The sequence below is a fragment of the Microbacterium sp. JC 701 genome (assembly GCF_021026215.1).
In the GTDB taxonomy this organism is placed as follows: domain Bacteria; phylum Actinomycetota; class Actinomycetes; order Actinomycetales; family Microbacteriaceae; genus Microbacterium; species Microbacterium algihabitans.
Map to the genome: position 1 here is coordinate 1,497,222 of NZ_JAJNCV010000001.1, position 25,569 is coordinate 1,522,790.

25 protein-coding genes and 1 tRNA gene are annotated in these 25,569 nt (G+C 71.3%); 8 read left to right on the forward strand and 18 right to left on the reverse strand.

Annotation, left to right across the window (positions count from 1 at the left end; translation table 11 throughout):
• Positions 1 to 185 precede the first annotated feature (185 nt).
• Both LPW41_RS07080 and LPW41_RS07085 read right to left on the reverse strand, forming a co-directional pair.
• Complete coding sequence (locus LPW41_RS07080) at positions 186 to 569, reverse strand: RNA-binding S4 domain-containing protein (protein ID WP_144828148.1); 384 nt, start codon at positions 567 to 569, stop codon at positions 186 to 188.
• A 42-nt stretch (positions 570 to 611) separates the two neighbouring features.
• On the reverse strand, positions 612 to 1,190 hold the full coding sequence (locus tag LPW41_RS07085; RefSeq protein ID WP_144828145.1) for a GNAT family N-acetyltransferase: 579 nt from the start codon (positions 1,188 to 1,190) through the stop codon (positions 612 to 614).
• 123 nt (positions 1,191 to 1,313) lie between these two features.
• Here LPW41_RS07085 and LPW41_RS07090 point away from each other — a divergent pair.
• Positions 1,314 to 1,387: transfer RNA gene (locus LPW41_RS07090), tRNA-Pro, on the forward strand.
• A gap of 100 nt (positions 1,388 to 1,487) precedes the next feature.
• Here LPW41_RS07090 and LPW41_RS07095 read toward each other — a convergent pair.
• Positions 1,488 to 1,757, reverse strand: coding sequence for a hypothetical protein (locus tag LPW41_RS07095; protein ID WP_144828142.1), 270 nt, complete (start codon positions 1,755 to 1,757; stop codon positions 1,488 to 1,490).
• Positions 1,758 to 1,779: 22 nt separating this feature from the next.
• Positions 1,780 to 2,394 (reverse strand): hypothetical protein, encoded by a 615-nt coding sequence (locus LPW41_RS07100; RefSeq protein WP_230704427.1) that lies wholly within the window; start codon positions 2,392 to 2,394, stop codon positions 1,780 to 1,782.
• A 127-nt stretch (positions 2,395 to 2,521) separates the two neighbouring features.
• Here LPW41_RS07100 and LPW41_RS07105 point away from each other — a divergent pair, with 127 nt between their 5' ends.
• From LPW41_RS07105 to LPW41_RS07115, 3 genes are all read left to right on the forward strand, one after another.
• Positions 2,522 to 3,229 (forward strand): hypothetical protein, encoded by a 708-nt coding sequence (locus LPW41_RS07105; protein ID WP_144828137.1) that lies wholly within the window; start codon positions 2,522 to 2,524, stop codon positions 3,227 to 3,229.
• A gap of 216 nt (positions 3,230 to 3,445) precedes the next feature.
• Complete coding sequence (locus LPW41_RS07110) at positions 3,446 to 4,552, forward strand: acyl-CoA desaturase (RefSeq protein WP_186325370.1); 1,107 nt, start codon at positions 3,446 to 3,448, stop codon at positions 4,550 to 4,552.
• 469 nt (positions 4,553 to 5,021) lie between these two features.
• Positions 5,022 to 5,369 carry a YnfA family protein gene (locus LPW41_RS07115; RefSeq protein ID WP_144828131.1) on the forward strand — a complete coding sequence of 116 codons (348 nt, stop codon included), beginning with the start codon at positions 5,022 to 5,024 and terminating at the stop codon, positions 5,367 to 5,369.
• 7 nt (positions 5,370 to 5,376) lie between these two features.
• Here the strand turns inward: LPW41_RS07115 and LPW41_RS07120 are convergent, their stop codons facing one another.
• From LPW41_RS07120 to LPW41_RS07130, 3 genes are all read right to left on the reverse strand, one after another.
• The gene (locus LPW41_RS07120) at positions 5,377 to 5,571 is read right to left on the reverse strand and encodes an alternative tryptophan synthase beta-subunit (protein WP_230704428.1); all 195 of its coding nucleotides are present in this window, start codon (positions 5,569 to 5,571) and stop codon (positions 5,377 to 5,379) included.
• A 402-nt stretch (positions 5,572 to 5,973) separates the two neighbouring features.
• Complete coding sequence (locus tag LPW41_RS07125) at positions 5,974 to 7,278, reverse strand: ABC transporter permease (protein ID WP_144828124.1); 1,305 nt, start codon at positions 7,276 to 7,278, stop codon at positions 5,974 to 5,976.
• Positions 7,275 to 7,982 (reverse strand): ABC transporter ATP-binding protein, encoded by a 708-nt coding sequence (locus tag LPW41_RS07130; RefSeq protein WP_154095881.1) that lies wholly within the window; start codon positions 7,980 to 7,982, stop codon positions 7,275 to 7,277. The genes LPW41_RS07125 and LPW41_RS07130 overlap by 4 nt, the downstream gene beginning before the upstream one ends.
• A gap of 132 nt (positions 7,983 to 8,114) precedes the next feature.
• Between LPW41_RS07130 and LPW41_RS07135 the strand changes: the two genes are divergently transcribed.
• Positions 8,115 to 9,308, forward strand: a complete 1,194-nt coding sequence (locus tag LPW41_RS07135) for a histidine kinase (RefSeq protein ID WP_186325369.1) — start codon at positions 8,115 to 8,117, stop codon at positions 9,306 to 9,308.
• Positions 9,305 to 9,970, forward strand: coding sequence for a response regulator transcription factor (locus tag LPW41_RS07140; RefSeq protein WP_144828116.1), 666 nt, complete (start codon positions 9,305 to 9,307; stop codon positions 9,968 to 9,970). Before LPW41_RS07135 ends, LPW41_RS07140 begins: the two co-directional genes overlap by 4 nt.
• Positions 9,971 to 9,977: 7 nt before the next feature.
• Here LPW41_RS07140 and LPW41_RS07145 read toward each other — a convergent pair whose 3' ends face one another.
• Positions 9,978 to 10,412 carry a DUF2000 domain-containing protein gene (locus LPW41_RS07145; RefSeq protein ID WP_230704429.1) on the reverse strand — a complete coding sequence of 145 codons (435 nt, stop codon included), beginning with the start codon at positions 10,410 to 10,412 and terminating at the stop codon, positions 9,978 to 9,980.
• A 49-nt stretch (positions 10,413 to 10,461) separates the two neighbouring features.
• On the opposite strand from LPW41_RS07145, the gene LPW41_RS07150 reads away from it, so the two are divergent.
• Positions 10,462 to 11,253, forward strand: a complete 792-nt coding sequence (locus LPW41_RS07150) for an AraC family transcriptional regulator (RefSeq protein WP_154095879.1) — start codon at positions 10,462 to 10,464, stop codon at positions 11,251 to 11,253.
• Positions 11,250 to 11,645 carry a ribonuclease inhibitor gene (locus tag LPW41_RS07155; RefSeq protein ID WP_230704430.1) on the forward strand — a complete coding sequence of 132 codons (396 nt, stop codon included), beginning with the start codon at positions 11,250 to 11,252 and terminating at the stop codon, positions 11,643 to 11,645. Before LPW41_RS07150 ends, LPW41_RS07155 begins: the two co-directional genes overlap by 4 nt.
• Before the next feature lie 12 nt (positions 11,646 to 11,657).
• Here LPW41_RS07155 and LPW41_RS07160 read toward each other — a convergent pair whose 3' ends face one another.
• From LPW41_RS07160 to LPW41_RS07205, 10 genes are all read right to left on the reverse strand, one after another.
• Entirely contained in the window at positions 11,658 to 12,485 is an 828-nt protein-coding gene (locus LPW41_RS07160; protein WP_222123884.1) for a siderophore-interacting protein, read from the reverse strand.
• Positions 12,478 to 13,509: an iron chelate uptake ABC transporter family permease subunit gene (locus LPW41_RS07165; protein WP_144828109.1), complete on the reverse strand. Its 1,032-nt coding sequence runs from the start codon at positions 13,507 to 13,509 to the stop codon at positions 12,478 to 12,480. Before LPW41_RS07165 ends, LPW41_RS07160 begins: the two co-directional genes overlap by 8 nt.
• Positions 13,506 to 14,546: an iron ABC transporter permease gene (locus tag LPW41_RS07170; protein ID WP_230704431.1), complete on the reverse strand. Its 1,041-nt coding sequence runs from the start codon at positions 14,544 to 14,546 to the stop codon at positions 13,506 to 13,508. The genes LPW41_RS07165 and LPW41_RS07170 overlap by 4 nt, the downstream gene beginning before the upstream one ends.
• A complete protein-coding gene (locus tag LPW41_RS07175; RefSeq protein ID WP_230704432.1) occupies positions 14,543 to 15,463 on the reverse strand; it encodes an iron-siderophore ABC transporter substrate-binding protein in 921 nt (306 codons plus the stop codon). Before LPW41_RS07175 ends, LPW41_RS07170 begins: the two co-directional genes overlap by 4 nt.
• A 173-nt stretch (positions 15,464 to 15,636) precedes the next feature.
• Positions 15,637 to 16,584 (reverse strand): hypothetical protein, encoded by a 948-nt coding sequence (locus LPW41_RS07180; protein ID WP_230704433.1) that lies wholly within the window; start codon positions 16,582 to 16,584, stop codon positions 15,637 to 15,639.
• A gap of 38 nt (positions 16,585 to 16,622) precedes the next feature.
• The gene (locus LPW41_RS07185; RefSeq protein ID WP_230704434.1) at positions 16,623 to 17,597 is read right to left on the reverse strand and encodes an alpha/beta hydrolase; all 975 of its coding nucleotides are present in this window, start codon (positions 17,595 to 17,597) and stop codon (positions 16,623 to 16,625) included.
• Between the two features lie 145 nt (positions 17,598 to 17,742).
• A complete protein-coding gene (locus tag LPW41_RS07190; protein WP_230704435.1) occupies positions 17,743 to 19,518 on the reverse strand; it encodes a Na+/H+ antiporter in 1,776 nt (591 codons plus the stop codon).
• 274 nt (positions 19,519 to 19,792) lie between these two features.
• Positions 19,793 to 23,140, reverse strand: a complete 3,348-nt coding sequence (locus LPW41_RS07195) for an ATP-binding protein (RefSeq protein WP_230704436.1) — start codon at positions 23,138 to 23,140, stop codon at positions 19,793 to 19,795.
• The gene (locus LPW41_RS07200; protein WP_154095874.1) at positions 23,137 to 23,838 is read right to left on the reverse strand and encodes a DUF4194 domain-containing protein; all 702 of its coding nucleotides are present in this window, start codon (positions 23,836 to 23,838) and stop codon (positions 23,137 to 23,139) included. Before LPW41_RS07200 ends, LPW41_RS07195 begins: the two co-directional genes overlap by 4 nt.
• A complete protein-coding gene (locus tag LPW41_RS07205) occupies positions 23,831 to 25,306 on the reverse strand; it encodes a DUF3375 domain-containing protein (RefSeq protein ID WP_230704437.1) in 1,476 nt (491 codons plus the stop codon). Before LPW41_RS07205 ends, LPW41_RS07200 begins: the two co-directional genes overlap by 8 nt.
• Between the last annotated feature and the right edge of the window lie 263 nt (positions 25,307 to 25,569).

The following is a 25,569-nucleotide window of genomic DNA, read 5'->3' on the forward strand; positions in this document are numbered from 1 at the left end:
TGAGGTGGCTGAGCTTGTCGAAGCCTCCGGCCCTTCGACAGGCTCAGGGACCTGGGTTACTGCGGGCAGGTGGGGAGGTGGCTGAGCTTGTCGAAGCCTCCGGCCCTTCGACAGGCTCAGGGACCTGGGTTACTGCGGGCAGGTGGGGAGGTGGCTGAGCTTGTCGAAGCCCCCGGTCCCTGCGATCAGTCGAGCTCGCGGCCACGCAGCTTCTCGATGTCACGCCGGTCGCGCTTCGTGGGGCGTCCGGCACCGCGATCGCGCACGGGCACGAACGGCATGCTCTCCTTCGACGGCGGCGGGGGAGTGCGATCGTCGACGGACTCCGCGACCAGGGCAGCGCCGACGCGTTTCGCGATCGTCTTCTTCACCACGAGGATGCGGTCGAAGCCCTGGATACGCACCCGCAACTCATCGCCCGGCCGCACCGGCTGCGCGGCCTTGGCCCGTTCGCCGTTGACGCGCACGTGACCGGCGCGGCACGCGGTCGTCGCCGCGGACCGGGTCTTGTAGACGCGCACGGCCCAGAGCCACGCGTCGACGCGCGCGGTGGTGGGGGCATCGGTCATGTCAGATCCTCGGTGGGCGAACCTCCATCGTAGGTCGGGCGGTCAGTCGCGCAGCGCTAAGGAGACGAGCGCGCGATCCGGCTTGGGTCGATCGACGACGTCGAAGCCGGCGTCCTCGAACACCGACACCGTGCCGCGGTACAGCTGGTTTGCCGACCTTTTCGAGACGGCGGGGTCGAGGGGGTACGCCTCGACGACTCGTGCCCCGGCGTCGCGGGCGGTCGTGACCGCGGCATCCAGCAGCTTCTTCATCAACCCCTGACCGCGGTGGGCCGTGCGGATGACGAAGCACGACACCGCCCACACGTCGTCGGCGTCGAGCGGCTCGGCCGTGGAGGTCGTCACGTCGCGGGTGCGCAGGAGTCGCGCCTGATCGGTGCGGAGGCCGACGCGCACCCATCCTGCCGGTTCTCCGTCGACATAGGCGATGAGCCCAGGGGGCCGCTCGCCCTGCATCTCGGTGCGGAAGCGTTCGGTGAGCTGCTCGCGGGAGTTCTTCTCGAACTCCGCGTTGGTGAGCAGCCACCATTGGCACTGGCATCCGGGACCATCGCCGCTGTCGAGCGCGACCTCGGCGTCGTCGAAGCGGTCGGAGGTCGCGGGCAGGATCTCGATCGTCATGTCGGCGACCGTAGCGAGGGGGTCCGACATCGACAAGGGGGCGGCCACACGCCCGGGCCGTGCGCTGGTTCGCGGCACTGTCGGCGAGGGGCTAATATAGGGGAGTTGCCCGCTCGCGGGTAACGGGATGTGGCGCAGCTTGGTAGCGCACTTGACTGGGGGTCAAGGGGTCGCAGGTTCAAATCCTGTCATCCCGACAGATCGGGCCGGGATCCTTCGGGATTCCGGCCCTTCGTCGTTTCACGCGCGAAGCGCGCGGCAAGCGCACGCATGGTCCGCCGAACGTCCCGCTTCGTGTCACCCCAGGTTGAGCAGCGCGAGGACCGTCACGATCGCGACGCACGACGCGATCAGCATGACCCACTCGGCCCTGCTGCTCGTGGCGCCGGCGCCCGGGGCCGGCGGGAGGCCGAGTTGTTCGCGAAAGCGCGCCTGTTCGGCATCCAGTTCCTCCCGCCACACGTGCGCACCGGGGTCCCAGCGGGCCAGGCTCATGGTGGACCGGAGCAGTTGGTCCTCGACCTCGTCGAGGCGACGGAGAGCCGCCGCGCGATCCTCGGCGTTCACGAGGTCGCATCCATGAACGAGATCACGAGACCGGGTCCTGATCCCGCTCGGCCGCCTCGTAGCGAGCGGCACGCGCGAGCGCCTCGTCGGCGTCGCGGTTCCGCTCGCGTCGCACCGACCAGATGAGGGAGGCAACGGCCACAGCGATGACGATGACCGCGAGGACCCATAGCCCGTTCACCGCGAGCACGAACGCGACGACCGTCAACGCGGAGAGCGGAACGGTCGGAAGCACGATCCGCTTCACCTCGGCATTCGTCATCCCCATGTCCCCAGCCAACAGGTCGCGTGCGCGGTAAGTCCAGCCATTGACCCCCGGCGACGCGGCCGCGTAGGCGGCTGCGAAACCAGTAGGACGCCCCACCATCCACCCGCCCCGCCGCCACGAACAATCGACGTGGCACAGACAGACGCTCGTGAGTTCCTGATCAACGTGATCGATCGGGCCGCGGCAACAGGACGACCTTTCTGGGACGCGACGCCCGAAGAGCGTGCGGCGGTGCGCGAGCGCTTCGGCACTCCCGCGGCGGCCATCCGCGCTTCGCGACACCCGTGCGATGACGGGCAGGGTGTCCTCGCGGCCGACCTCTTCCTCAGCACCGCAATCCTCGTCGAGGTCGCCGTCGACCTCCTTCACGAGGATGGGGCGGGGCGTTCGCGCCAGGAGGCGACAGCGGCGTTGCGCCAGCGGGTCCACGCGCTGTTGGGGTAACGCCTCGCAGCGTCTCCCGGATCGGCGTGACCCGGTGCGGCAGAGTGGACGCATGCTCACCGCCGCAGAACACGAGGAACTGACGGTTTTGCGCGCCCGCGCCTACGGCCGGGGTGCGGACGCGCAGCCTCCGCTCACAGACGAGCACGTCGAGCGACTGCAGGAGCTCGAACACCGCGCGCGGACGACGGCCCGCGGGGAGGCGCCCGCGGATCGAGACCCCGACCCCGAGTCCGACCCCGAGCCCGACCCCGACCCGGAGTCCGAGCTCCGCCCCGCGAATACCGGGCGCGGCCTGAGCAGACGACGCATTGCGATCCTCACCACTGCTGCGCTCGCTCTGGGCCTGCTGGCAGGGATCGTCATCGGAACGACCCTGCCGACGCTGCGCAGCGCGGCGGACATCCCGGAGCTGCGATACGCCGCGACGGGCGAAGACAAATTCCCCATTCCGGAGGCCATGGGGTTGTTGGATGCCGACACCGTTCGCTACGTCGCCTTCTTGGACGACAGTGTGATCTACATCGGGCGCCAGCCCGACCAGCCCGACGAAGTGTGCCTGGCCGTGGTGCAGACGAATACCGGCGGCAATCAGACGACGGCGCAGTGCGGTGCCGCCGACGTCACGGCCCAGGCGAGCGACGACACATGGGTGGTCATCGGGCAGCCCGACACGACCAAGATGAACAACATCGTTCTCGGTCGCTTCGACGCCCGCCAGCTCTCGCCGAGCGTCACCGCATACGTCCTGCGCGACTGAGCGTCGCCGCCCCGGAATACGACCCCCAAGCGGCCCCAGCCTGGCAATCGCCTGGGCAATCGCCCCTGTTCACAGCCACGACCCGCGTGATTCCGGGGCTCGGCACCGCGAAGTATTCGCGATCGCGCATACGCCCCCAGTAGCGTCGCGAACAAGTCCTCGGCATCCGCCTTCGGCTTCGGGCCGCTACGGTCACCCCCACCCGAGGAGCACGCAATGGCTGCACCCGTCATCGAGTCCCGGATGGGGCCGATCCGTCAGACCTACAAGGGGACGACGGACTTCCCGCCCATGGCGAAGGCCTACACCGAGCTCTCGCAGGTCGTGCGCGAAACGGGCCTGCTGGTCCGCGCCCGCCGCTTCTACGCGATGGTCGGGGCCGTGCTCACCCTCGGCTTCGCCGGCTGCGTCACTGGTTTCATCCTGCTCGGCGACAGCTGGTTCCAGCTGCTCATCGCCGCGGCGCTCGGCATTCTGCTCACCCAGGTGGCGTTCCTCGCCCACGAGGCCGCGCACAAGCAGATCTTCGCCTCGGGCAAGGCCAATGACCGTCTGGCGCTGTGGCTCGCTGCCGGCGTGGTCGGCATGAGCCTGTCGTGGTGGACCTCGAAGCACACCCGCCACCACGCCAACCCCAACCGCGTGGGCAAAGACCCCGACATCGAGATCGACACGATCTCGTTCATCGAGGTCGACGCCGCCAAGGCGCGCGGCCTGCAGCGCTGGATCACGCAGCGCCAGGGCTGGGCGTTCTTCCCCCTGCTCACGCTCGAGGGTGCCAACCTCCACTTCATCGGTCTGCGCCACCTGTTCTCGAAGGAGCCGGTCAAGGGTCGCTGGACCGAGCTCGGCCTCATCGCCCTCCGCTTCGCGATCTTCGTCGCTCCGGTGTTCGTCTTCCTGCCGCTCGGCATGGCCTTCGCCTTCGTCGGCGTGCAGCTCGCCGTGTTCGGGCTGTACATGGGCGCCTCGTTCGCCCCGAACCACAAGGGCATGGCCGTCATCGCTCCCGACGCGAAGCTCGACTTCTTCAGCAAGCAGGTGCGCACCTCGCGCAACATCACCGGCGGCTGGTGGGCCACGTGGCTCATGGGTGGCCTGAACTACCAGATCGAGCACCACCTGTTCCCGAACATGCCGCGCCCGCACCTCAGCAAGGCCCGCGCGATCGTCAAGGAGCACAGCCAGACGCTCAACGTCCCCTACGTCGAGACCACGCTGCTGCAGTCGTACGGCATCGTCATCCAGTACCTCAACCGGGTGGGTCTCGCGGCCCGCGACCCGTTCGAGTGCCCGATGACCTCGGCGGCCGCTCGCGCCTGACGTTCTCTGATCCACCACGCCGGAGGGGCCTCGCACAGAGCGGGGCCCCTCCGGCGTTACCGATGGAGCCCCGCTGCGAGATGGTCGAGCCGAGTGGTCAGCCGCTGAACGGCTTCAGCTCGGAGTCCACCCAGGTGGAGGTTCCGGATGCCGGCTGCGCGGCGTACTGCGCCAGCGACAGCTCCCGCGAGTCGTTCCACCCGCGTCGGGCTCGCACGATCGTGAAGCCCTGGCCGCGGAGGTCGCGCGCGGATCTGCGGTGAGCGGGTGGTGCGGGACCTTCTGCCAGCCGCCGGGAATGCGATAGGCGTGAGTGGCGGTACGCGGTCGAGTCATGGTGTCCTCCTGACAAAAACCCCTCGGGGCCACGTCGTTGGAGCGGGGTGGCCAACCTTACGCCGGCTCCGGCGCGCTGTCTGTCCCCCGTTCGGTGGTGTAGGGCCGATCGCGCGTCGCCGACAATGGTCGGGTGACAACCGCGCGCATCATCGTCCTCTTCCTGCTCGCCGCCGTGGCCGAAATCGGGGGAGCGTGGCTCATCTGGCAGGCCGTGCGCGAGAACCGCGGATGGTGGCTCGCGCTGCTGGGCATCGTGGCGCTGGGGGCGTACGGATTCATCGCGGCGCTGCAGCCCGACGCGCAGTTCGGCCGGGTGCTCGCAGCCTACGGCGGGGTGTTCGTCGCGGGATCGCTGGCGTGGGGCATCGTCGTCGACGGGTTCAAGCCGACGACGTGGGACTACGTCGGCTCGGCCGTCGCCCTGGTGGGGGCGGCGATCATCGTGTTCGCCCCGTCGGCGGACACGGCCGGCACCTGACGCGCGGTCAGCTCGGAACGGTCGGTGCGCCCGCGCGCTGCGGCGGATAGTCGCGGAGCGAGATCTCGCGGGTGTCGAACATGCCGCGTCGCGCGCGCACCATGGTGAATCCCTGATGGCGCAGTTCTTCGGCCACCTCCGGGGTCAAGGTCTCGTGGGAGGTCTTCTCCCAGCCGCCGCCGAGCGAGTACACATGTGTCACAGTGCGAGGTTTGGTCACGGTCTACCCCCTTCGAGGGAACCGTAGTCCTCGAAAGACCAGTAGTACCGATATTTTCCCTATGCGTAATCTGGGTATCGATTGCCGGACGCAGACATTCAACGTCTCGACTGATGAGTAGTTAGCTAGGCGTACTTTCCCGTTCCTGTCAAGGACCGTTTCCGCTCCAGGCAGGTCAGCCACACTCGATCCATGCAGAACGACAACGCGCCTCACGAGGGCATCGCCGACGACTTCGCCGCCTCCGACACCGCACGTCCCTTCGGGTCGTATCTGTCGGTGATCAACGGCGGCGAGTAGTCGTCCGGAACCTCCGCTAAGGGGTTCGATACGAGAGGGCCGGATGCCATGGCATCCGGCCCTCTTGCGTTCGCGGAACTGCGGTCACTCGTAGCGGAGCGACTCGACCGGATCCGCCCGGGCAGCCCGTGCCGCGGGGAGACTGCCGGCCAGGAACGCGATCGCCATGATCGCCACCGTCGTAACCAGGATCGACGTCGGATCGAACGCGATCAGCTGCAGCCCCGGCAGGTCGCTGAACAGGCTCTGACCGAGCTGTGCGCTCACCGCGGTGCCGACCGCGATCGCCACCGCGGCGCCGATGAAGCTGCCGAGCAATCCCAGGAACACCGCTTCGAGGCTGAAGAGCGAGAACACCCGCCCGCTGCCCATGCCCATCGCCTTCATCAGCCCGATCTCACGGGTGCGCTCCTGCACCGACATCAGCAGGGTGTTGACGATGCCGAAGCTCGCCGCCAGCAACGCGATCACGGCGAACGCGTTCAGCACGAGCACGATGCCGTCGATCACGGCCTTGAAGGTGCCCAGCTGGTCCGAAACGGTCTGGCCGGTGTATCCGGCATCCGTGAGCGTCGTCTTGATCTCGTCGATCTGCGCCGCGGTGGCCGTCGGCGACACGAAGGCGCTCGCGCTGGCGTACCGGTCGAGCTGGTCGGAGGGCACGCCGGTGTTCTGCGCGGCGAACAGGGCGTCTTCGAGGGCGGGATTGGTGGTGAGGGAGGTGGCGTTGGCGAAGGCGCCCTCGGTCACGCCGGTGATCGTCGCCTCGACCAGGTGCGGGGTGCGCACCGGATCCGACACGGCGACGGTGAGGGTGGCCCCGACCGCGTCATCGGCGCTCGAGAACCCGAGCGGCGAGACGAGCGACTCGGGGATCGCCGTCTGCAGGGTCGTGCTCGAACCGTCGGGCGCCGTTCCGGCCGCCAGCTGCGGGGTCTGACCGCTGATCAGCGAGCCCGCCGACGCGACGTAGGGCTGCCCTCCGTCGTACTGCACGAAGTCGATCTTCACGGCCTTCGCGGGGACGACCCGCTCGATGCCCGACAGGCCCTCGATGGTCGAGATGTCGGCATCCGTCAGCGCCGAGACGGCCGTGCTCGCGCCCGGTCGACCGGGGTTCGTGGTGCCGCCGGCGACCGAGTCGGGGTCGTATTTCTGAGGGGCTCCGGATGCCGCATCGCTCGTGCTCGTCTTCGTCACCGTGAGCACGTCGCCGGCACCGATCGCCGAGACCGTGTCGTCGATGAACCGGTTGATGCCCGTGCCGAGCCCGTTTGTCAGGGTGAGGGTGAACGCGCCGACGAAGATCGCGAGGACGGTCAGGATCGTGCGGGTCTTCGAGCGGAACGTGTTGGCCGCCGCGGTGGCGACGAGGTCGGTGGTCTTCATGCCGCACTCCGTTCTTCGGCGACGATCACGCCGTCGCGGATCTGTACGCGGCGATCGCAGCGCGCGGCGAGGTCTTCGTCGTGCGTGACGACGATGAGGGTGATGCCGTGCTCGCGGTTGAGGCGGAACAAGATGTCTTCGACGACGGCGCCGGTGGCGGTGTCGAGATTGCCCGTGGGCTCGTCGGCGAAGATCACCTGCGGGTCGTTGACGAGGGCGCGGGCGATGACCGCGCGCTGCTTCTGGCCGCCCGAGAGGGCCGTGGCCTTGTTCTTCGCCTTGTCCTGCATGTCGAGCTCGGCCAGGGCCGCCAGTCCCCGACGCTTGCGCTCGGCCCGGCCGACCCCGGCGATCTTCAGCGGCAGCACGACGTTGTCGAGTACCGAGGCGTTCGGGGTGAGGAAGAACTGCTGGAACACGAAGCCGAACGTCTTGTTGCGGGTGCGGTTCAGTCGACGACCGCGGAGGGTCGCCGCATCCGTCCCCTCCAAGACCACCGAGCCGGTGGTGGGGGCGTCCATGAGGGCGAGCAGGTGCATGAGGGTGGATTTGCCCGAGCCGCTCTTGCCGACGATCGCGATGCTCTCGCCGCGTCGGATGTCGAGCGACACTCCGCGCAGCGCGTCGAAGCGCGCCGAGCCGCGGCCGTACGACTTGTGCAGGTCCACGACGGAGAAGAGCGGGGGAGGAGGTTCGGTGGTCATGGCTCCACTGTCGTCGCGCGGGCTCGCCGCCGCGTCGCTCAGCGGGGGTGCGGGCATACCCCGGTGGGGGGAGATCTCGTCTGCCCCGAGCGGGCGATGGTCAGACGCTCGCGTGCGCGTCAGACTGGGACGATGCGACCCGACCCGACGACGGACTCCGCGCCGCGTCTGATCCCGGCCGGTCGCGCGTGGCTGCTCGACGTCGTCGCCGCGATCCTCGTGATCGCGCCGGTCTTCGCCCCCGTGCCGTTCCCCGAGCTGCGCCCGTCGAGCCCGCTCGTCTACGCGATCGCGATCGTGCCCGCGCTGCTGCTGCCGTTGCGGCGGCGCTGGCCGCGCACGGTGCTGCTGGCGTGCATCGCGCTGTACGTCACCGCGCTCGTGCTCGGCACGCTGCTGCCCGGGGTCGCGCTGTCGATGGTGATCGCCTCCTACGGCATGGCCGACCGGCTCACACGGCGCGAGGCCGCCCCGGTGGCGATCCCGGCGGTGGTGGGCCTGGTCGGGGTGAGCATCGTGATCGAGCTCACGACGGGGCTCGACACCCGCTTTCTCCAGGTCGGGCTCATGGTGACGCTCGCGGGCGCGCTGGGCGACGCCGCCCGCTCCCGCCGCGCTTACGTCGAGGCCGTGATCGAACGCGCCCGCCGCGCCGAGCAGACGCGCGAGGCCGAGGCCCGGCGCCGGGTCACCGAGGAACGTCTGCGCATCGCCCGCGACCTGCACGACGCCGTCGCGCACCGCATCTCGGTCATCAGCCTGAACGCGGGAGTGGCGTCGTCGACGCTCGAGACGCGGCCCGAGCGCGCCCGCGAGGCGCTGGCGACCATCCGCACCGCCTCGCGCGACGTGCTCAGCGAGATCGGATCCCTGCTCACCGTGCTGCGCGCGCCCGACGAATCCGCTCCGCGCGAGCAGCCCGGCCTCGCGCGCCTCGCAGACGTCGTGGAGTCGGTGCGTGTCGCGGGGTGGGACGTCGTCGTCCGCGATGAGCTCGACCGCGACGACCCGGCCGACGCGCTGCCCCTCTCGGTCGACATCGTCGCCTACCGCGTCGTGCAAGAGGGACTGACCAACGCCCTCAAGCACGGCACCGCGCGTCGCGCGCACGTGCTGCTGCGCCGCGACGGCGACGAGATCGAGATCGTGGTCACCAACCCCCTCGACCGCACGCCCGAGACCGCGTCTCCCTCCGGCTTCGGCCTCGTCGGTCTGCGCGAACGCGTCGAGTCGGTGGGCGGTCACCTCGATGCCGGGCTCGCCCCCGGCGGCTACCGTCTCGCCGCGCGTCTTCCCCTCGCCGTCACCCCCGGAGGTGTCCGATGACCCGCGTGCTCGTGGTCGACGACCAAGCCCTCATCCGCACGGCCGTGCGCGACCTTCTCGATGCCGCGCCCGGCATCGAAGTGGTGGGCGAAGCCGTCGACGGAGAAGAAGCGGTCGCGCTCGCCGCATCGCTGCGGCCCGACGTGGTGGTGTGCGACATCCGCATGCCGCGCCTGGACGGCATCGAGGCCACTCGTCTCATCTGCACCGACCCCGCCCTCGCCGAGACGCGCGTGCTCATCCTCACCACGTTCGAGGAAGACGACTACGTCGTCGCGGCCCTGCGGGCGGGGGCCAGCGGCTTCATCGGCAAGGGAGCCGAGCCCGACGAGATCGTGCACGCGGTGCTCGCCGTCGACGACGGCGGCGCCCTGCTGTCGCCGGTGGCGACCCGGGCGATGATCGAGAGGTACGTGCGCCGCGTCGAGCCGGCGGCCCCGCGGGACGCCCCGTCGCTGGCAATGCTGACCGAGCGCGAGCGCGAGGTGTTGCTGCACGTCGCGCGCGGCCGGTCGAACGACGAGGTCGCGGCCGCGCTGTTCATCTCGCCGCACACCGCGAAGACCCACGTGAAGAACACGATGCTCAAGCTCGGCGCCCACGACCGCGCGCAGCTGGTGATCGCGGCGTACGAGAGCGGGCTGCTCGTTCCGGGGGAGTGAACTCCCGTCACGCGTGGGCGGTGGCGCCTTTCGCCATGCGGTCGACGGCGTTGCGCGGGCCGCGCATCGCGATGCCGACGAGATCGAGATCGGATGCCGCGACCGCGGCCACGGCCGCCCGGTTCGCCGCATCGTGGGACGTGGCGAAGAGCTCGCGCGTGTAGACGGCGAGGGCGACGTCGTCGCGCGCGGCCGCCTTGGCTCGCGCCCTCGTCAGCGTCTCGGCGTCACCGCTCAAGACGATCACCGGCTGCCGCAGCATCGGCAGGTACGTCGTGCCGTCGGCGTCGAGATACGGGTCGCCGACCAGATCTGGCGCGCTCGTGGCGATCGCCGAGATGAGGAACGCGGTGACGTTCAGCTCCTGCCAGGGGGCGAGGTCGTCGCGCAGCATCACGATCACCTTGGTGTCGAACAGGGGGACGGTGTTCTCTTCACTCACCCCTTCAGCATCGGGCGGCGGTGTCGGTGGGGTCTTGTACGTTTCTCACATGGTCGATCGCGTGCGGGCATGGCATCCCGAGGTGCCGCTGCTTCGTGAGAGCTACCACGCCGAGCTCGACCACGCCTACCCGGTGCACACGCACGACGACTGGGCCGTCATGCTCGTCGACCGCGGAGTCGTCTCGTACGCGCTCGACGGAGGCGCCTATTACGCGGCTCCGTCCGCGGTGACGGTGCTGCCGCCGGGCATCCCGCACGACGGACGCTCCGCCCGCGCGGGCGAGGGCTACCGCAAGCGCGTGCTGTACCTCGGTGGGGAGTGGCTCTTGAGTGAGACGGCGGCGCGGATCGCGCGGCGCCCGACCCTGGCCGACCCGCAGGCCATGACCGCGGCACGGCGCGTGCACGCCGCCTTGCGGCATCCGGGAGACGAACTCGCCGCCGAGCACTGGCTGCTCGCGGTGCGCGAGGCCGTGCTCGCCCACGCTGGGTCGGGGATCGCTGCGGCCGCGGACGCCCCGCTCGCCCGCCGCCTGCGCGCGCTGCTCGACGACCGCACCAGCGAGTCGTTCACCCTCGCCGACGCGGCGCGCGAACTGAATGCGCACCCGAGCCATCTCGTCCGGGTGTTCTCGCAGACCTACGGCATCGCTCCGCATCGCTACCTCGTGACGCGTCGCGTCGACACGGCACGCCGATTGCTCGTCGACGGCGTGCGCCCCGCCGAGGCGGCCGTGCGCGCCGGCTTCCACGATCAGTCGCACCTGACGCGACACTTCCGGCGGGTGCTGGGCGTGACCCCCGCGGCCTTCGCGACGTCGGGTGGACGGATGCCATGACCCGGCCGACCTTCGAGATCGACGGAGCGGCGGTGCACGGCATCCCGTCGCTCTACGTCGAACTGAACCGCGTCTTCATGCCCGACGAGGACTGGACCCTGGGCGAGAGCCTCGATGCGCTCGACGACCTGCTGTACGGCGGCTTCGGCGATCTGCGCGGGGCCGAGCCGGTGCGGGTGGTGTGGCGCGACGCCGAGGTCGCGCGCGGGGCGCTCGGCGTCGAGACCACGCGGGAGTACTACCGCGCGAAGCTGGAACGCCCCGAGGTGTACGCCGCACCTCCCGCGCAGCGTGCGCTCGACGCGCTCGACGCTGGTCGCGGCGAGACGTACTTCGAGCTGGTGCTGCGGGTGTTCCGCGATCATCGCAACATCGAGCTCGTGCTCGCCTGAGCGCGACGGGCCTCAGTCGACGAGCGCTCCGCCCTCGCGCCAGTACCCGAGGAACGACACCCGTTCGCGCGCGACGCCGAGCTCGCGGACCAGCACGCGACGCGCCGCGGTCACCACACCCGACTCCCCGGCCAGCCAGGCGTAATCGACCTCCGTCGAGCCCCACGCGCGGACGGCCGCCTCTGTCTCGCCGCGGCCGACGACGCGCACGTCGACCTGGTCGCCCAGCGCCGACACGGTGACGTCGTCGGCGGCATCGCCGATCTCGACGATCGCGACCCCCTGCGCCTGCGCCGGGAGGGCGGCGGCGATGTTGCGGACCGCGGGGATTGCCGTCTCGTCGGCGACGAGCAGAAAGGTGCCGAGTGCGGGCGGCTGCCAGTGGATGCCGTACCCCGTCCACCCGTTGCGCGCATCGGGGCCCGTGATGACGAGCGTCTCGCCGATCTCCGCGGTGCGCGCCCAGCGCGAGGCGGGGCCCTCGGGGGAGTGCAGGTAGAAGTCGACGTCGATCTCGCCGGCCTCGGGCCGGATCGCGGCGGGGGTGTACGTGCGCAGGACGTTGCGCTCGTCGACCGGCAGGGCCTTCCAGCGGGCGTACCAGTCGGAGGGGTGGGGCGTCGGCTCGGCGAGCAGACCGAAGTCGGCGAGGCCGCCGCCGGGCAGCGGGAGCACGAGTTTGATGCGCTGGTCCGCACCCCACGGGGCGAAGTGCCGCAACGTCTCGCCGCCGAAGGTGAGGCGCAGGAAGTGCGGCGAGAGCGCTCGGCGGGCACGAACGGCCACGGGGAACGCGCTGTAGGCCCAGGGACGCGCGAGCAGGTGGGGGGTGTCAGGCACGGCGGCGGATCTCCGAGACGATCATGACGATGAGGTACGCGCCGCCGACCGAGACGGTGACGACGCCGACGGGAAGGGTGACCGGCAGCAGATGCTGCGCGACGGCGTCGGAGGCCAGGAGCAGCAGCGCCCCGACGAGTCCCGAGAGCGTGAGCGACAGTGAGGGCGAGCGCGCGAGGCGCCGGGCGATCTGCGGGGCAGCGAGCGCCACGAACGCGATCGGGCCGGCGATCGCGGTGGCGCCCGCGACCAGCACCACACCGATCAACAGGGCGAGGCTGCGCACGAGGTGCGGGCGCACGCCCGTAGCGGTGGCGAGGTCGTCGCCGAGCTCGAGCTGGCGCAGGGCGGGCACGAGCGCGAAGGCGGCGAGGGCGACGGGCGCGGCGATCAGCAGCACACCGCCGAGAGCGTCGCCGGTGACGCCGTTGAGCGAGCCGTGTCCCCAGGCCGAGGCGAACATCGCGGTCTCGAGCTCGACGTGCAGCAGCATCCACGTGTTGAGCGAGGCCAGCATCGCCGAGACGCCGATGCCGACGACGATGAGACGGAACCCCTGGATCCCTCCGCGATACGACAGCAGCCAGATGACGACGGATGCCGCGAGGCAGCCGACCAGCGAACCCGCGGCCCGCGCGGGCCACGACGGCGACACGAGCACCAGGGCGATCAGCATGCCGGTGAACGCGCCGTTCGACAGGCCCAGGATGTCGGGGCTCGCGAGGGGATTGCGCGTCACCGTCTGGAACAGCGCCCCCGCAATCGCCAGGAGCGCGCCGAGGGCGACCGCCGCGAGCACGCGGGGCAGTCGCCACCCGACGACGACGGTGGTGTCGAGGGGCGTCCCGCCTCCGAGGAGCGCGCGGACCACGGCATCCGGAGCCACGGGGTAGGTGCCCCACCCCAGCGACAGCACCGCGAGGGTCAGGATCGCGGCGAGGGTGGCGGCTCCGACCACGACGCTGCGCGGGCGCAGGCGGACACCGCCCCGCGCGAGACGCGGGGAAAGAGCGACGATGGTCACAGCGCCGCCGCCCTGCGTCGACGTGCGAGGGCGATGAGCACGGGGGCGCCGACGAACGCGGTGACGATCCCGGCGGGTACCTCGGCCGGCGCGATGATCACGCGGCCGAGGACGTCGGCCAGCAACACGACGATCGGGGCGGCGAGGGCGCTCAGCGGCAGGATGAGGCGCTGATCGGGGCCGGCGATCCAGCGGGCGACGTGCGGCACCATCAGTCCCACGAACGACAGGGGTCCGACCAGGGCGGTCGCGGCCCCCGCGAGAACGGTGACGGCGGCGACGGATGCCACGCGCACCCGGCCGACACGCACGCCCTGCGCCTGCGCGAGATCGTCGCCCAGGGCGATCGCGTTGAGCCCGCGACCGAGGCCGAACGCCACGAGCAGACCGAGCGCGACGAACGGCGCGACCGGCAGGATGACCTCGAGCCCGCGGCCGAGGAGCGATCCGGCGTTCCAGCCGCGCATCGTGTCGAAGGCGTCGGGGTCGCTCAGCATGAGCCCCGAGGTGATGCCCGAGAGCACGGCACCCACGGCGACTCCCGCGAGCACGAGGCGGATCGGGTCGGCCCGACCGCGCCCGGCCGATCCGACGAGCGCGACCGCGACGGTCACGACCAGCGCCCCGAGGAACGCCGGCCACACCAGCAGGAGCGAGTTCTGGATGCCGAAGACCGCGACGGTGAGGGCGACGGCGAACGCCGCCCCCGCGTTGACGCCCAGCACGCCCGGGTCGGCGAGCGGATTGCGCGAGAACGACTGCATGAGCGCTCCCGCCACGCCCAGGGCCGCTCCCGCGACGACCCCCGCGATCGTCCGCGGGACCCGGAGCCCTTGCACCACGAAGTCGGTGTCGGGGGTGCCGGCGCCCGTGAGCGAGGCCCAGACCGCCGACAGGGGGAGCGGGTTGGCGCCCATCATGAGCGACAGGGCGACGGCGACGGCGAAGACCGCTGCCAGCACGAGGGTGCCGGCGGCGGTCCTGCCGAGGCGCGCGGGGCGGGCGGGGGCCGCCGCCTGCACGGGCGCAGACGTCATTTCGCCGAGGCGAGGAAGGTCTCGATGTCGTCGAGCACCGACTGCGCGCCCTTGGGCCCGACGCCCGCGACCCAGGTGCTGTTGTCGACCAGCGTCACGACGGGGAAGGCCGCTGCGTTCTGGGCGATGGCCGCCGGGATCGTCGAGCGGTCGGTCACGTCGGTGGTGGTGACGAAGACGGCGTCGGCGGTGGCGCTCGCGATGTTCTCGGGCGAGATGTCGGCCTGCAGTCCGTCCTTCCACTCGTGGTCGGGGATCGTGTAGCCGACGCACTCCAGCAGGCTGCCGGCGAACGAGACCGGACCGTACAGGCTCAGGGTCGTCTCATCGCGCGGGCGGATCATCTCGGCGGTCTTCCCCGCGAGCTGGTGCGCCGCCTCGATCTCGTCGCAGCGGGTGTCCACGGCATCCACCGCCTTCTTCACCTCGTCTTCGCGGCCGAGGGCCTCGCCGACGAGTGCCGCGTTGTCGCGCCAGGGGTCCGCCTGCGTGGCGATGAAAACCGTCGGGGCGATCGCACTGAGCTGGTCGTAGAGGGCGGAGTGGCGGGACTCGGTGCCGAGGATCAGGTCGGGCTGCAGCGCCGCGATCGCTTCGAGGTCGGGCTCGCTGACGGTGCCGACGGAAGCGACCCCCTCGGCGCCGAGGTAGCTGGGCACCCCGTTGACCATGTTCGCCACGGCCGTGCCGACCGGGGTGATGCCGACCGCGACCGCGGTGTCGAGCTCGAGAGGCTCGAGCGTGACGACGCGCTGGGGAGCATCGGTCACCGTGGTGGTGCCGCGGGCGTGCGCGACGTCGTGCGTGGCGGCGGTGGCATCGGGGGCGGATGCCGCACCACCGGCGCACCCGGAGAGCACGAGGGTGAGCCCGGTGACGGTGGCGAGGGCTAGGCGGGAGGAGGCGCGCGAGGGCATGGCGAGATGTCCTTTCGGGAGGGGATGCCGTGGCTTCGAGTTAGGCAAGGGTTACCTTACTAGACTCGAAGAACGGCGCACATCGCCCGCTCATCGCCACGCGTGCGCTTCGGCATTCGCGCCCGGCCCGTCGGGGCCTCGCGAAGGCGGCGAGGGCTTCGCCGCGGTGGCGCCTAGGCCAGCCGCTGCAGTAACCGCGCCGCGAGGAAGCGGGCGCGTCCCCGCGGGCTCAGCGGGTCGTACCCGAGCTGGCGCGTCCACGTCTCGTGGCGCGACTGCAGGCTGCTGTGGTGCATCGACAGACGCGTCGCGGCCGCGCGGATGCTCTCGCTGTCGACCACCACGTCGAGGGCCTCGAGCGCCCGGGCATCGAGGGCGTCGAATGCTTCGACATCCGGATGCCGCGGCGCCGACGCCTCGAACGATCGCGCCAGCATGATCAGCACGCCGAGGTCGGCGGCATCCATCACACGGTGCCGGTCGTCGGCGAGGCGCAGCGCGAGACGGGCGTCGGCGCAGGCGCGGGGGAGATCGTCGAGGTCGCTCGCGACGCTCGTTCCGACGGGTCCGTCCGGGGGCACGACGTCGCCGAGACCGATCCACACCGCCCCCTCGTTCGTGGCGAGCACGGTCGAAGCCGTGAGCACGTGGCGGGAGGTGGGCGGGGCCGCCACGACGCGCACGGCACCGCTCAGGCGCAGGCGGTGGGCGGCGGCCTCGCGATCCACTCGCGAGGTCGTCGGGTCGATCACGCGTTCGACCGCGCTCATCGTCGGGTCGGCGCGCGCGACGATGATCGAGAGGGCGACCTGCGCGCGGTCGATGATCATGGCGTCGTTCAGGCCGGCGCCGTCGGGGCGCTCGAGCCACACGCGTGGCGCGTCGGCGGCATCCGCCCCCTCGGGCTCTCGCGGTGCGGTGCGCCCGCCGTCCGCATCGACGCCGATGAGACGGCCCCGCACCCGTGCGCCCGCGGGCACGCCGCTCAGGATCGCCGCTGCCCGCACGACCGACTCGGCACCCGCGCCGCCCGCAACGAGCGAGTCGAAGTATCCGATGATCTTCACCGACTCGCTCGCTGCCGGGTCGAGCACCCTCAGTCGTCCCGCGAGCTCCTGCATGGGTCACTCCTTCGTCGCGCCCAGCCTAAGACCGCGGCTCAGCCGAGCAGGCGGCGGATCCAGCGATCGCGCGCGTCGACGGCGTCGTGCGAGAGGGCGGCCTGCGGCGCGAAGCCCTCGAAGGCGTGGAACGCGCCCGGCCAGACGTGCAACTCGGCCTGCCCGCCGGCCGCCCAGATGGCCGAGGCGTAGGCGACGTCCTCGTCGCGGAACACCTCCGCGCTCCCGCAGTCGATGAACGCCGGGGGCAGGTTCGACAGGTCGGTGGCCCGCGCGGGCGCGGCGTAGATCGAGACGTCGTCGGTGCCCCGGCGTTCGCCGAGCAGGGAGTTCCAGCCCAGCAGGTTGCTGCCGCGGTCCCACACCCCGACGCCGTCGATCTGGTGCGTCGACACCGTCGCATCGCGGTCGTCGAGCATCGGGTACATCAGCATCTGCCCGACGAGGTGGGGTCCCCGCCTGTCGCGGGCGAGCAGGGCGACACCCGCGGCGAGACCCCCGCCGGCGCTGCCGCCGGCGATCAGCAGACGCTCGCTCTCGATGCCGAGCCGGTCGGCGTTCTCGGCCGTCCACACGAGCCCCGCGTAGCAGTCCTCGACGGGGTAGGGATCGGGGAACTCGGGGGCGAGCCGGTACTCGACGCTGACGACCACGGCGTTGTAGCGGTGGATCCACTCCGCGAAGGCCTCGACGGCCGTGAACCTGTCGCCCATGATCATTCCGCCGCCGTGGGTGTGGAAGATGCCGGGTCCGGTTCCGGTGCGCTCCTTCGCCTCGATGACCGAGACGACGATGTCGGCCCCCTCGAACCCGGGTATCGTCACGTCGCGCGACTGCAGCTGCGCCGACTCGAGGATCTCGGCGGGAGTGGGCAGACCGGGCAGGGAACCGGCGCGCATCGCGGGCAGCATCTCGGCCGTCAGGGTGGACGGAAGCATCTGGCTGATCACCTCGAGCATGGGGGCGAGCTCGGGGTCGAAGGGCGGGCGGGGCAGGATGCCGGGGGCGGTCACGGTGACTCCTTCGTCGGGGACGCCACGTCGCGTCCGCTTCGATCATGCGGCTCGACGTGCGCTGTGCGTCCCCGCCGGACGGCGGGAGAATCGCGGGCGGATGCCGCCGGGTGGCGGGAGCGGGGTTCGGTCGCCCCCGCCGCGGCTACTCGCTCGCCTTTTCGAGCCCCCGCGCGCGGATCTCCTCCAGGTCGAGACCGGCGAGGATCTTGCGCGCGACGAGGTCGTCGATCGTGCCTTCGCGGCGCAGGCGCAACAGCACCTCGCGCTTGCGGTCGAGGATCGCGAGCCGCAGCCGCTGCGCCTCTTTGTGCCGCAGCAGAGGCGAGCGCTGCGTCACGTCGATGTCGTCGCTCACGGCGATCATCTGCAGCGGCCCGGTGAAGGCCGTGCCCTCGTCGTCGGTGCCCGACGAGGCGCGGTCGGCGTTGCGCTTGTCGGACTCGGGCGCCTCGGGCGGGAGCGGCCCCGTCGCCGAGCTGTCGTCGTCGAACGAGGCGTCGAGCTCGGCGAGGTCACGCTCCTCGATCGCCCGCTGGCGGGCGACGGCGCGCGCGTTGGCGAGCTCCAAACGTTCGTACCCTTCGCGCCGCGCACGGTCACGGACCCGGTCGCTGATGCCGTGCTCGACCGCGAGGTCGTCGAGGGCCGAGAGAGCAGCCCCCGAGATCGCGCGTTCGGCGAGTTCGTACTCCTCGATCGCGGCGTCGTCGTTGGGGAGCTTCGCCCACTTGATGACCGCCGGCAGCAGCGGCCCCTGCACGAGCAGGGTGAGCACGATGACACCCGCCGTGACGAACACGATCGCGTCACGACCGGCCACCGGGTCGCCCGCGGCCGTGGTGACCGGCACCGACAGGGCGATGGCGAGCGACACGGCTCCGCGGAACCCGGCCACGGTGCTCACGATGCGCGATCGATGCCGCAGCGACCGCGACGATCCGGCGGCGGGACGCGAGAACGGCGAGAACAGCCACTGGAACAGGTAGCGCACGACGAACAGGGCGATCCAGGCGGCCACGGTCACCAGGAGCAGGATGCCGATCTCCGACCCTGAGATCTCGTGCAGCACGAGCTGCACCTCGAGCCCGATGAGCACGAAGAGGGCGCCGTTGAGGAGGTAGACGCCGAAGGGCCAGGTGGCATCCGCCGCCCTTCTCGACATGGCCGTGGTGATGCGCGGCGACACCCACGCCATGATGAGGCCGGCGAATACCACTGCGAGCACGCCCGAGGCGTCGATGATCTCGGCGATGAGGAACGACACGAACGGCACCAGCACCATCGTGAGGTTGATCGTCAGGGTCGACTGCATGCGCCGCAGGGCGAAGAACGCCGCGGCGGCCACGGCGATGCCCGCGGCGGCTCCGCCGAGGTACGACAGCAGCACCATGCCGGTGATCTGCAGAGGGGTGATCTGGTCGCCGAGCAGCAGCGCGACGGCGATCGCGTAGAGCACGAGGGCGGTGCCGTCGTTCGTCAAGCTCTCGGCCTTGAGCTTCATGAAGGTCTTGGCGGGCAGCAGTCGGCCGAGGGCGGCGACGGCCGTGGCGTCGGGCGGGGCGACCGCGGCGCCCAGCACGAGAGCGGCCTCCCACGGCACACCCATCCAGGTCGCGACCCCGGCGACGGCGAACGCGGATGCCACCACGAGCAACGTGCTCATCGGGATGATGTAGCGCAGCGAACGGCGCACCGACCGCAAGGAGGTCGTCCACGCCTCGCGGAACAGCATGACGGGCAGGAACAGCAACAGCACCGTCTCGGGCGGAAGCTCGATCTGGCGCAGCTCGGGGATGAAGCCGAGCGCGAGGCCGATGACGAGCAGCACGAGCGGTGTCGCGACGCGCAATCGGGGAGCCAGGACGGTGCCCACGAGCATCGCCAATCCCAGCAGAACCGTGATCTCGAGTCCTTGCATGCCTGCCGCCTTCCGCCGTGCCCCTGAGCACAGCGTAGAGAGGGTCGCGGACATTCCCGAGGGTGGCATTTCCGCCGGCCCGATTCACACCCTCCGAGATCCGCGCATCTTCAGCCGCGACCCCCGGATTTCCGCTGAGGTTGCGCTGATTGCGGAGGTTGTCCGAGGCGCGCCAAAAAGTGCTCGCCTCACAATCTCCGCGATCCGCGCACCCTCAGCCGCGTGACCCCCATCCCGACTGAGGTTGTCCGATCCGCTGAGGCTGCGCCACGGCTCACGCCGGCAGCGCCACCTTCGCCTTCGCCCACGAGCGCCCGCGGGTGTCCTTGAGGATGTCGTACTCGACGTCGACGTGCGGCTCGATCGCGCTGTACTTGTCGTTCGGCGCACCGATGACGAGCTGGAATCCGAGGCCGCGCCAGGCTCCGATCGCGCGCTTGGTGAAGTGCGCGTCGGCCTTGATGAGCGCTTCGTCGAGGAAGACGGGGGCGTAGCGCGGGCGCTCCGACCCGGCGTCACCGAGCTGGTAGCGCAGGGCGGCACCGACGATGAAGGCGATGAGCTCCTGCGATTCGCCGCCCGACTTCTCGCCGATGTGGTCGTACAGCGCCACGTGCTCGCCGGTGTCGGCGCGGAAGCGCTCGGCGCTGACGCGCACGTGGTTGCGCACGTCGACGAGGTCGGCGAAGTCGGGGGCGGTGGGGCGGATGCGGTTGATCAACCGCGCCATGCGCCCGTACACGGCCTCGCGCTCCTCGTCGGAGGAGGCCGCGTCGATCGCCGCGCGCACGTCGCGCAACTCGCGGCGGAACCGCTTGCGCACCTCCGACTGGCTCTCGCGCGGCACGATCTGCAGGCGGTGCTCGTCGTCGTAGAACGGGAGGTCCTGCATGATGTCGTTGATCGGGGCGATGCGCTCGCGGATCTCGCGCAGCGCGCGCGTGAGCGCGGAGTCGAGGCTCGTGAGGTCGTTGCCCGAGAGGCGCAGCAAGGAGTCGCGCCACTCGGCCTCGAGCTCGTGCAGGCCGCTAGCCTCGAGCTCGCTGAGGATTCGCTCGAAGTCGCCGAGCGCCTCGTCGGGGTCCGCGAGCAGGTTGGGGCTGGGCCACCGGTCGGTGAACGCGGTCATCGTGCGGCGGAGGCTGTCGCGCTGGTCGCTCCACGTCTCCTGCGCCGCGCGCTGCTCCTCGAGCAGGCGCTTCGACGCCGACTCGAGGGCCGCGTCAAACCGCGCGAGCCGCTGCGAGGGCGAGACGTCCTCGCCGGAGGGCGCCACGAACAACCCGTCGAGGTACGCGACCTCGTCGTCGGTGAGCGTCATCTCGCGGTCTTCGGCCCGTTCGAGCAAAATCTGCGCGGCATCCACGTCGTCGGTGATCTCGGCCCAGCGTGCGGCGAGGGCCTGCTGCTCGGTCTTGGCCCCGCCGATCTCTTCGCGCAGGCGCGCGACGCGGGCCTTCGCGCCCGAGATCTGCTCCTGCAGCTCGGCGATGCGGGGGTTTCCCGCGGTGACCTCGACGACGGTCTCGTTCCAGCGGTCGAGATCGCGTTCGACGGATGCCACGTCGACCTGGTCCCATGACAGATCCGCGATCTTCTCGAGGGCGCCGCGCCGGTCGTCGAAGGCGTCGAGGGCGGCGGCGGCCTCGTCGACCGCGGCCTTGGCCGAGGTCAGGTCGCGTCGCACGGTGACGATCTGCTCGCCGAGCTCGGTCAGGCGCACGCGCGACGAGAAGCCGAGGATGCTCTGTCGCGCCGACCCGCCGTGGGCGCCGCGGGCGCCCTGGCTCGTCTGGCCCGAGATCGTGAGCGCCATGCGGTGCTGCGAGAGCTCCGACGCGGCATCCACGCACACGAAGGAGAACTGCTGCTCGAGGCGGTCCTGCAGCCAGCCGGTGAAGGGGGAGGAACGGAACTCCAGGCGTCCGGGCAGGGTCGCCGGGTCCAGTGCGCCGCGCTCAGGGAGGTCGGTCGGCACGCCCTCGAAGCGCAGACGCTCGCCGAGGCGCACGCCGTCGATCGCGGAGCGGAACGAGGCCAGGTGAGCGGCGTCGACGAGCAGCGTCGTGGCGAAACCGCCCAGGGCGAGGGTGAACGCCCCGCGCCACGGCTCGAACTCGGTGCGCACGTCGACGAGCTCGGCCACGAAGGGCAGCTCGGCGGCGGTGAGTCCCGCGGCCGCGGCCAGCGCCTCGCGCGCCTCGTGCAGGCGCGGGGGGATGTTGTCGTCGCGGGTCTGCGTGCGCCGGTGCTCGGTCTCGAGAGCCGCGAGCTGCTGGCGCAGGTCGGTGTGCCGGCTGCTGGCGGCGACGAAGGCGTCGCGCACGGCGCTCTTGGCACCCGTGTCGGCGAGGGTGCGACGCGCCTCGGCGACGAGCGCGGCGAACTGCTTCTCGGTGGTGACCTCGACCGAGAGCACGGCGAGGGCCGCCTCGAACCGCTCGCGGTCGCGCTGCATGCCGGCCAGGCGCCGCTCGAGGGTCCGCAGCTCGCGCTGCGCCGCGTCGAGGCGGTCGCCGCCGGCCGCGCGCAGCACGTCGCCGAGGCCTTCGCGTTCGGCCTCGGCCGCGTCGGCAAGGGCCTGGCGCTCGCGCACGAGTGCGTCGGTGGCGTGCGTGCGGTCGCGCAGCTCGGCCTCGACTGCTTCGAGCAGGTCGACCCGGCGCTGCGCGCGCCAGAGCGAGGCGCGCGACTCGGGGTCGCCGAAGCGTCCGAGCGCGTCGATCAGGCGCAGGCGCTCGGCGGCGTCGTCGATGCGCGTCTTCATGCCGCGGATCGGCTGCAGGGCCCGCACTTGCTGGCGGGCCTCGAGCATGCGCGTGCGCGTCGACTCGAGCCCGTCGAAGTGCGTGACGACCGCGTCGGCGACGGAGAGCGTCTCGGGCTCTTCGAGCACCATGCGCTTGTACAGGTCGTCGACGGTGGTGATCTGCTGCCCGGCCTGGATGCGCGCGAGCAGGCTCATCGCCTTCGCGCCCGCTCCCGCCGCGCCGATGCCGAGCACCGTGTGCAGTCGCGCCGAGAACTCGCGGTCGGTCGCGAGGGTGTCGAGGCCGGTGGCCCGCACCGCGGAGTCGGAGAGGTGGCTCTGCGCCGCGCGCTCGAGCTGGCGCAGGTCGAACGCCCCGTGCACGGTTGCGCGCACCTTGACGGCGTCGTCGAGGGTGCGGGCGGCGGCGGGGAAGTACCAGGCCCGCACCGCCGTGAAGCGCGCGCCGTCGTGGTCGGCCCAGGTCATGCCGATCGCGGTCCACGTGTCGACCCCGTCACCGCGCAGCACCCGCACCTTCGTGCCCTCGTCGGTGCGCGACTCGTCGAGCTTGCCGCGGCCGTACGAGAGGATGTTGCGCTGCTCCTGCCCGCGCGGGCGCCCGACGACCGCGCCGTTCGAGGCGCCGTTGAAGGGGGTCGTGTGCGGCATCATCAGCGCGACGTACGCGTCCATGAGCGTGGACTTGCCCGAGCCCGATCCGCCGCACAGCAGCGTCGCGGTCGGCGCGAAGCGCACGCGGTGCGTGCCGTCGTACCCGCCCCAGTTGATCAGCTGCAGGTCTTCGGCGACCCACTGCTGCCCGCGCGAGGCGGCGGGGATCAGCCCGAACAGCGTCTCGAGCATGGTCATACGAGTTCCTCCTCGAGGGCGTCGGCGGGGGCGGATGCCGCGGCATCCGTCACCTGCTCCTCCAACCACCGCTGCAGGTCGCGCAGCACCTCGGCGCTGAGCACGATCTCGATGAGCGGCCCGATGCGGTAACGCCCCTCGGACTCCTCCTCGATGATGCCCTCGCGGTCGAGGCGCGCGATCGCGGTGCGCACCGCGCGCTGCTGGCTCGCGCGGGTGCCGTCGGTCTCGCTGAAGTAGGTGAGCACCGTCTGCTCGACCTCTTCGACGTCGACGCGGGCGGATGCCGTGCCGGCGGTCGTCTCGCGCTGGAACACCGTGCGCAGGTAGACGAGCACCAGCGTCTCGGCGCGCGAATACGCCTCGTCCTTCAGCAGGATCGGCACGTCGAGCTCGTCGCTGCGCACCTGCTCCTTGTAGGCGACGCCGCGGGCGTGGTCGACGACGAGCCGCACGAACAGGTCGTTCAGGCGCGACTCGATCATCTGCTGGTGCTCCAGAAGCAGCTTCCACTCGGCAGGGGAGTTCTCGGCGACGAGGAAGCGCCGCTGCAGAATGCGCACGAGCACGCGCCGCACGTCGGCGTCGAGCGTGCCGCGGTCGCCCGCGAACAGCGCGTCGGGGTCGTTCTCCATCGCGACCGGGGCGATGAACGCGGGGCTGTCGTCCCCGCCGGAGGGAGCGTCGACGTCAGTCATCGGCATCCGTTTCTGTGTGGAGCTGGGCGGAGACCGCCCCGAAGGCGAAGCGTCGGGTCGTGCCGTCGGGGCGCACGGCCTCGACGATCGAGACGTCGTCGTGCTCGACGAGGCCGGCGCGGTGCACGATCTCGAGCAGTCCCACGAGGTCGACGGGGCGTCGCGTCTCGGCATCCGCTCCCGCGAAGGCGGTCGCGAGGTCGAAGCCGTCGCCGAGCGATGCGACGTACTGCTCGAGCTCGGCGTAGTGCGGGCCGCCCCACGCGCGCGTGTCGGCGTCGACGAACTCGACGTCGGAGTCTCCGGATGCCAAGGGCTCCGGCGCCCCGGGAGGACGCACGTCGCTGAGGGATCGACGCAGGTGCCCGATGTCGGCGAGGGGGAGCGTCCGCACGGGCTCGACGCGGCCGGGGGAGCGGGTCTGGCTCCAGCGGTGAAGGCCCGCCATGACGCCGCGCAGCAGGTCGTCGACCTGTCGGTCGCGGATCGGGTCGTGCGTGCGCACCTGCGCGGTGATGACGTGCGAGGCGCGTCGCTGGGCGGTGAGCACCTCCTGCACGCCGGCCTCGACGCGCCGCGCGATCGCGTCGAGCTCGCCGCGCTGCTCGGGCGTCATCAGGCGCGAGAACGGCTGGGTGAGTACGGCGTGCAGCTGGTCGGTGAGGTCGTCGATGTTCTCGGGGTCGCCGATCAGGCGCAGTGCGCCCTGGAACGCGCGCCCCTCGGGGGTCGCCTGCATCACCTGTCGGCCGCGCTCGAGGTATTCGCGCAGCACTTCGCCGGTGGGGCGCACGTCGCGTCGCAGCTCGGCGACCACGTCGCGCTGCATCGCGGCGATCGACTCGGCGACGCGCGAGAAGTCGGCGGGCAGCTCGCGTGCGAGGTGGATGACGTTCTCGGCCTCTTCGAGCAGGTGGTCGTCGTCGAGAGGCTCGACCACGCCCTCGTCGAGAGCCGCGATCTCGGCGTCCAGGGCGGCCCGCTCCTCGAGCAGGGCCTCTCGGCGGCGGGCGGGATCGCTCTCGGCGTCGCGCGCGAGCCGATCGACGGCGTCGAGCAGCGTCCGCACGCGCGAGCGCGAGACACGGGCACGGCCGCCGCCGGCACGCCCGGCGATCTCGAGGGCGCCCACGGCGTGGGCGGAGAGGCGGTAGACCTCGACGTCGTCTTCGATCTGCAGGCCGAGCCAGCCCACGCGCACCCACCCGCGGCAGATCTCGCGCGCGGTACCGGCGGGGATACGTCGATCGTCGTCGGTGTCGATGCCGGCGGCCCGCAGCTCGTCGATCGCCTCGGCGACCTCGACGTGCGCGTCGGCGACCGCGACGGCGGGGCGGTCGGGGGTGAAGACGACCGACAGGACGGCGACGACGAAGGGGGCGAAGCGCCCGTGCAGCAGGTCGAGCGTGGGATTCTTGAACGCGGTCGCCGAGCGCAGGTACGCGGCTTCGGCTCGGGTTCTGCTCACTGGCTGAAGTCTACCGGGGGCGCGCGGCGTGCCCCGGCGAGCGCCGGGCAGGTGAGAGCACGGGTGAGCACGAGCCCCGCACGCGGATCGCCCGCGCGGTCGTCTGCGCGATGCGATCCGCGCGGAACGGCGACCGGATGCCGTCGGCCCCGGCCTTCACCCCCCGTCGCGAACCGCGCTCCCAGCGCGTCCCTCGCCGACGCATAGGGAAATGTCACCCGCACGTCGTGGGTCCTCAGCCGTGACGCCCACCGGCCCGTCAG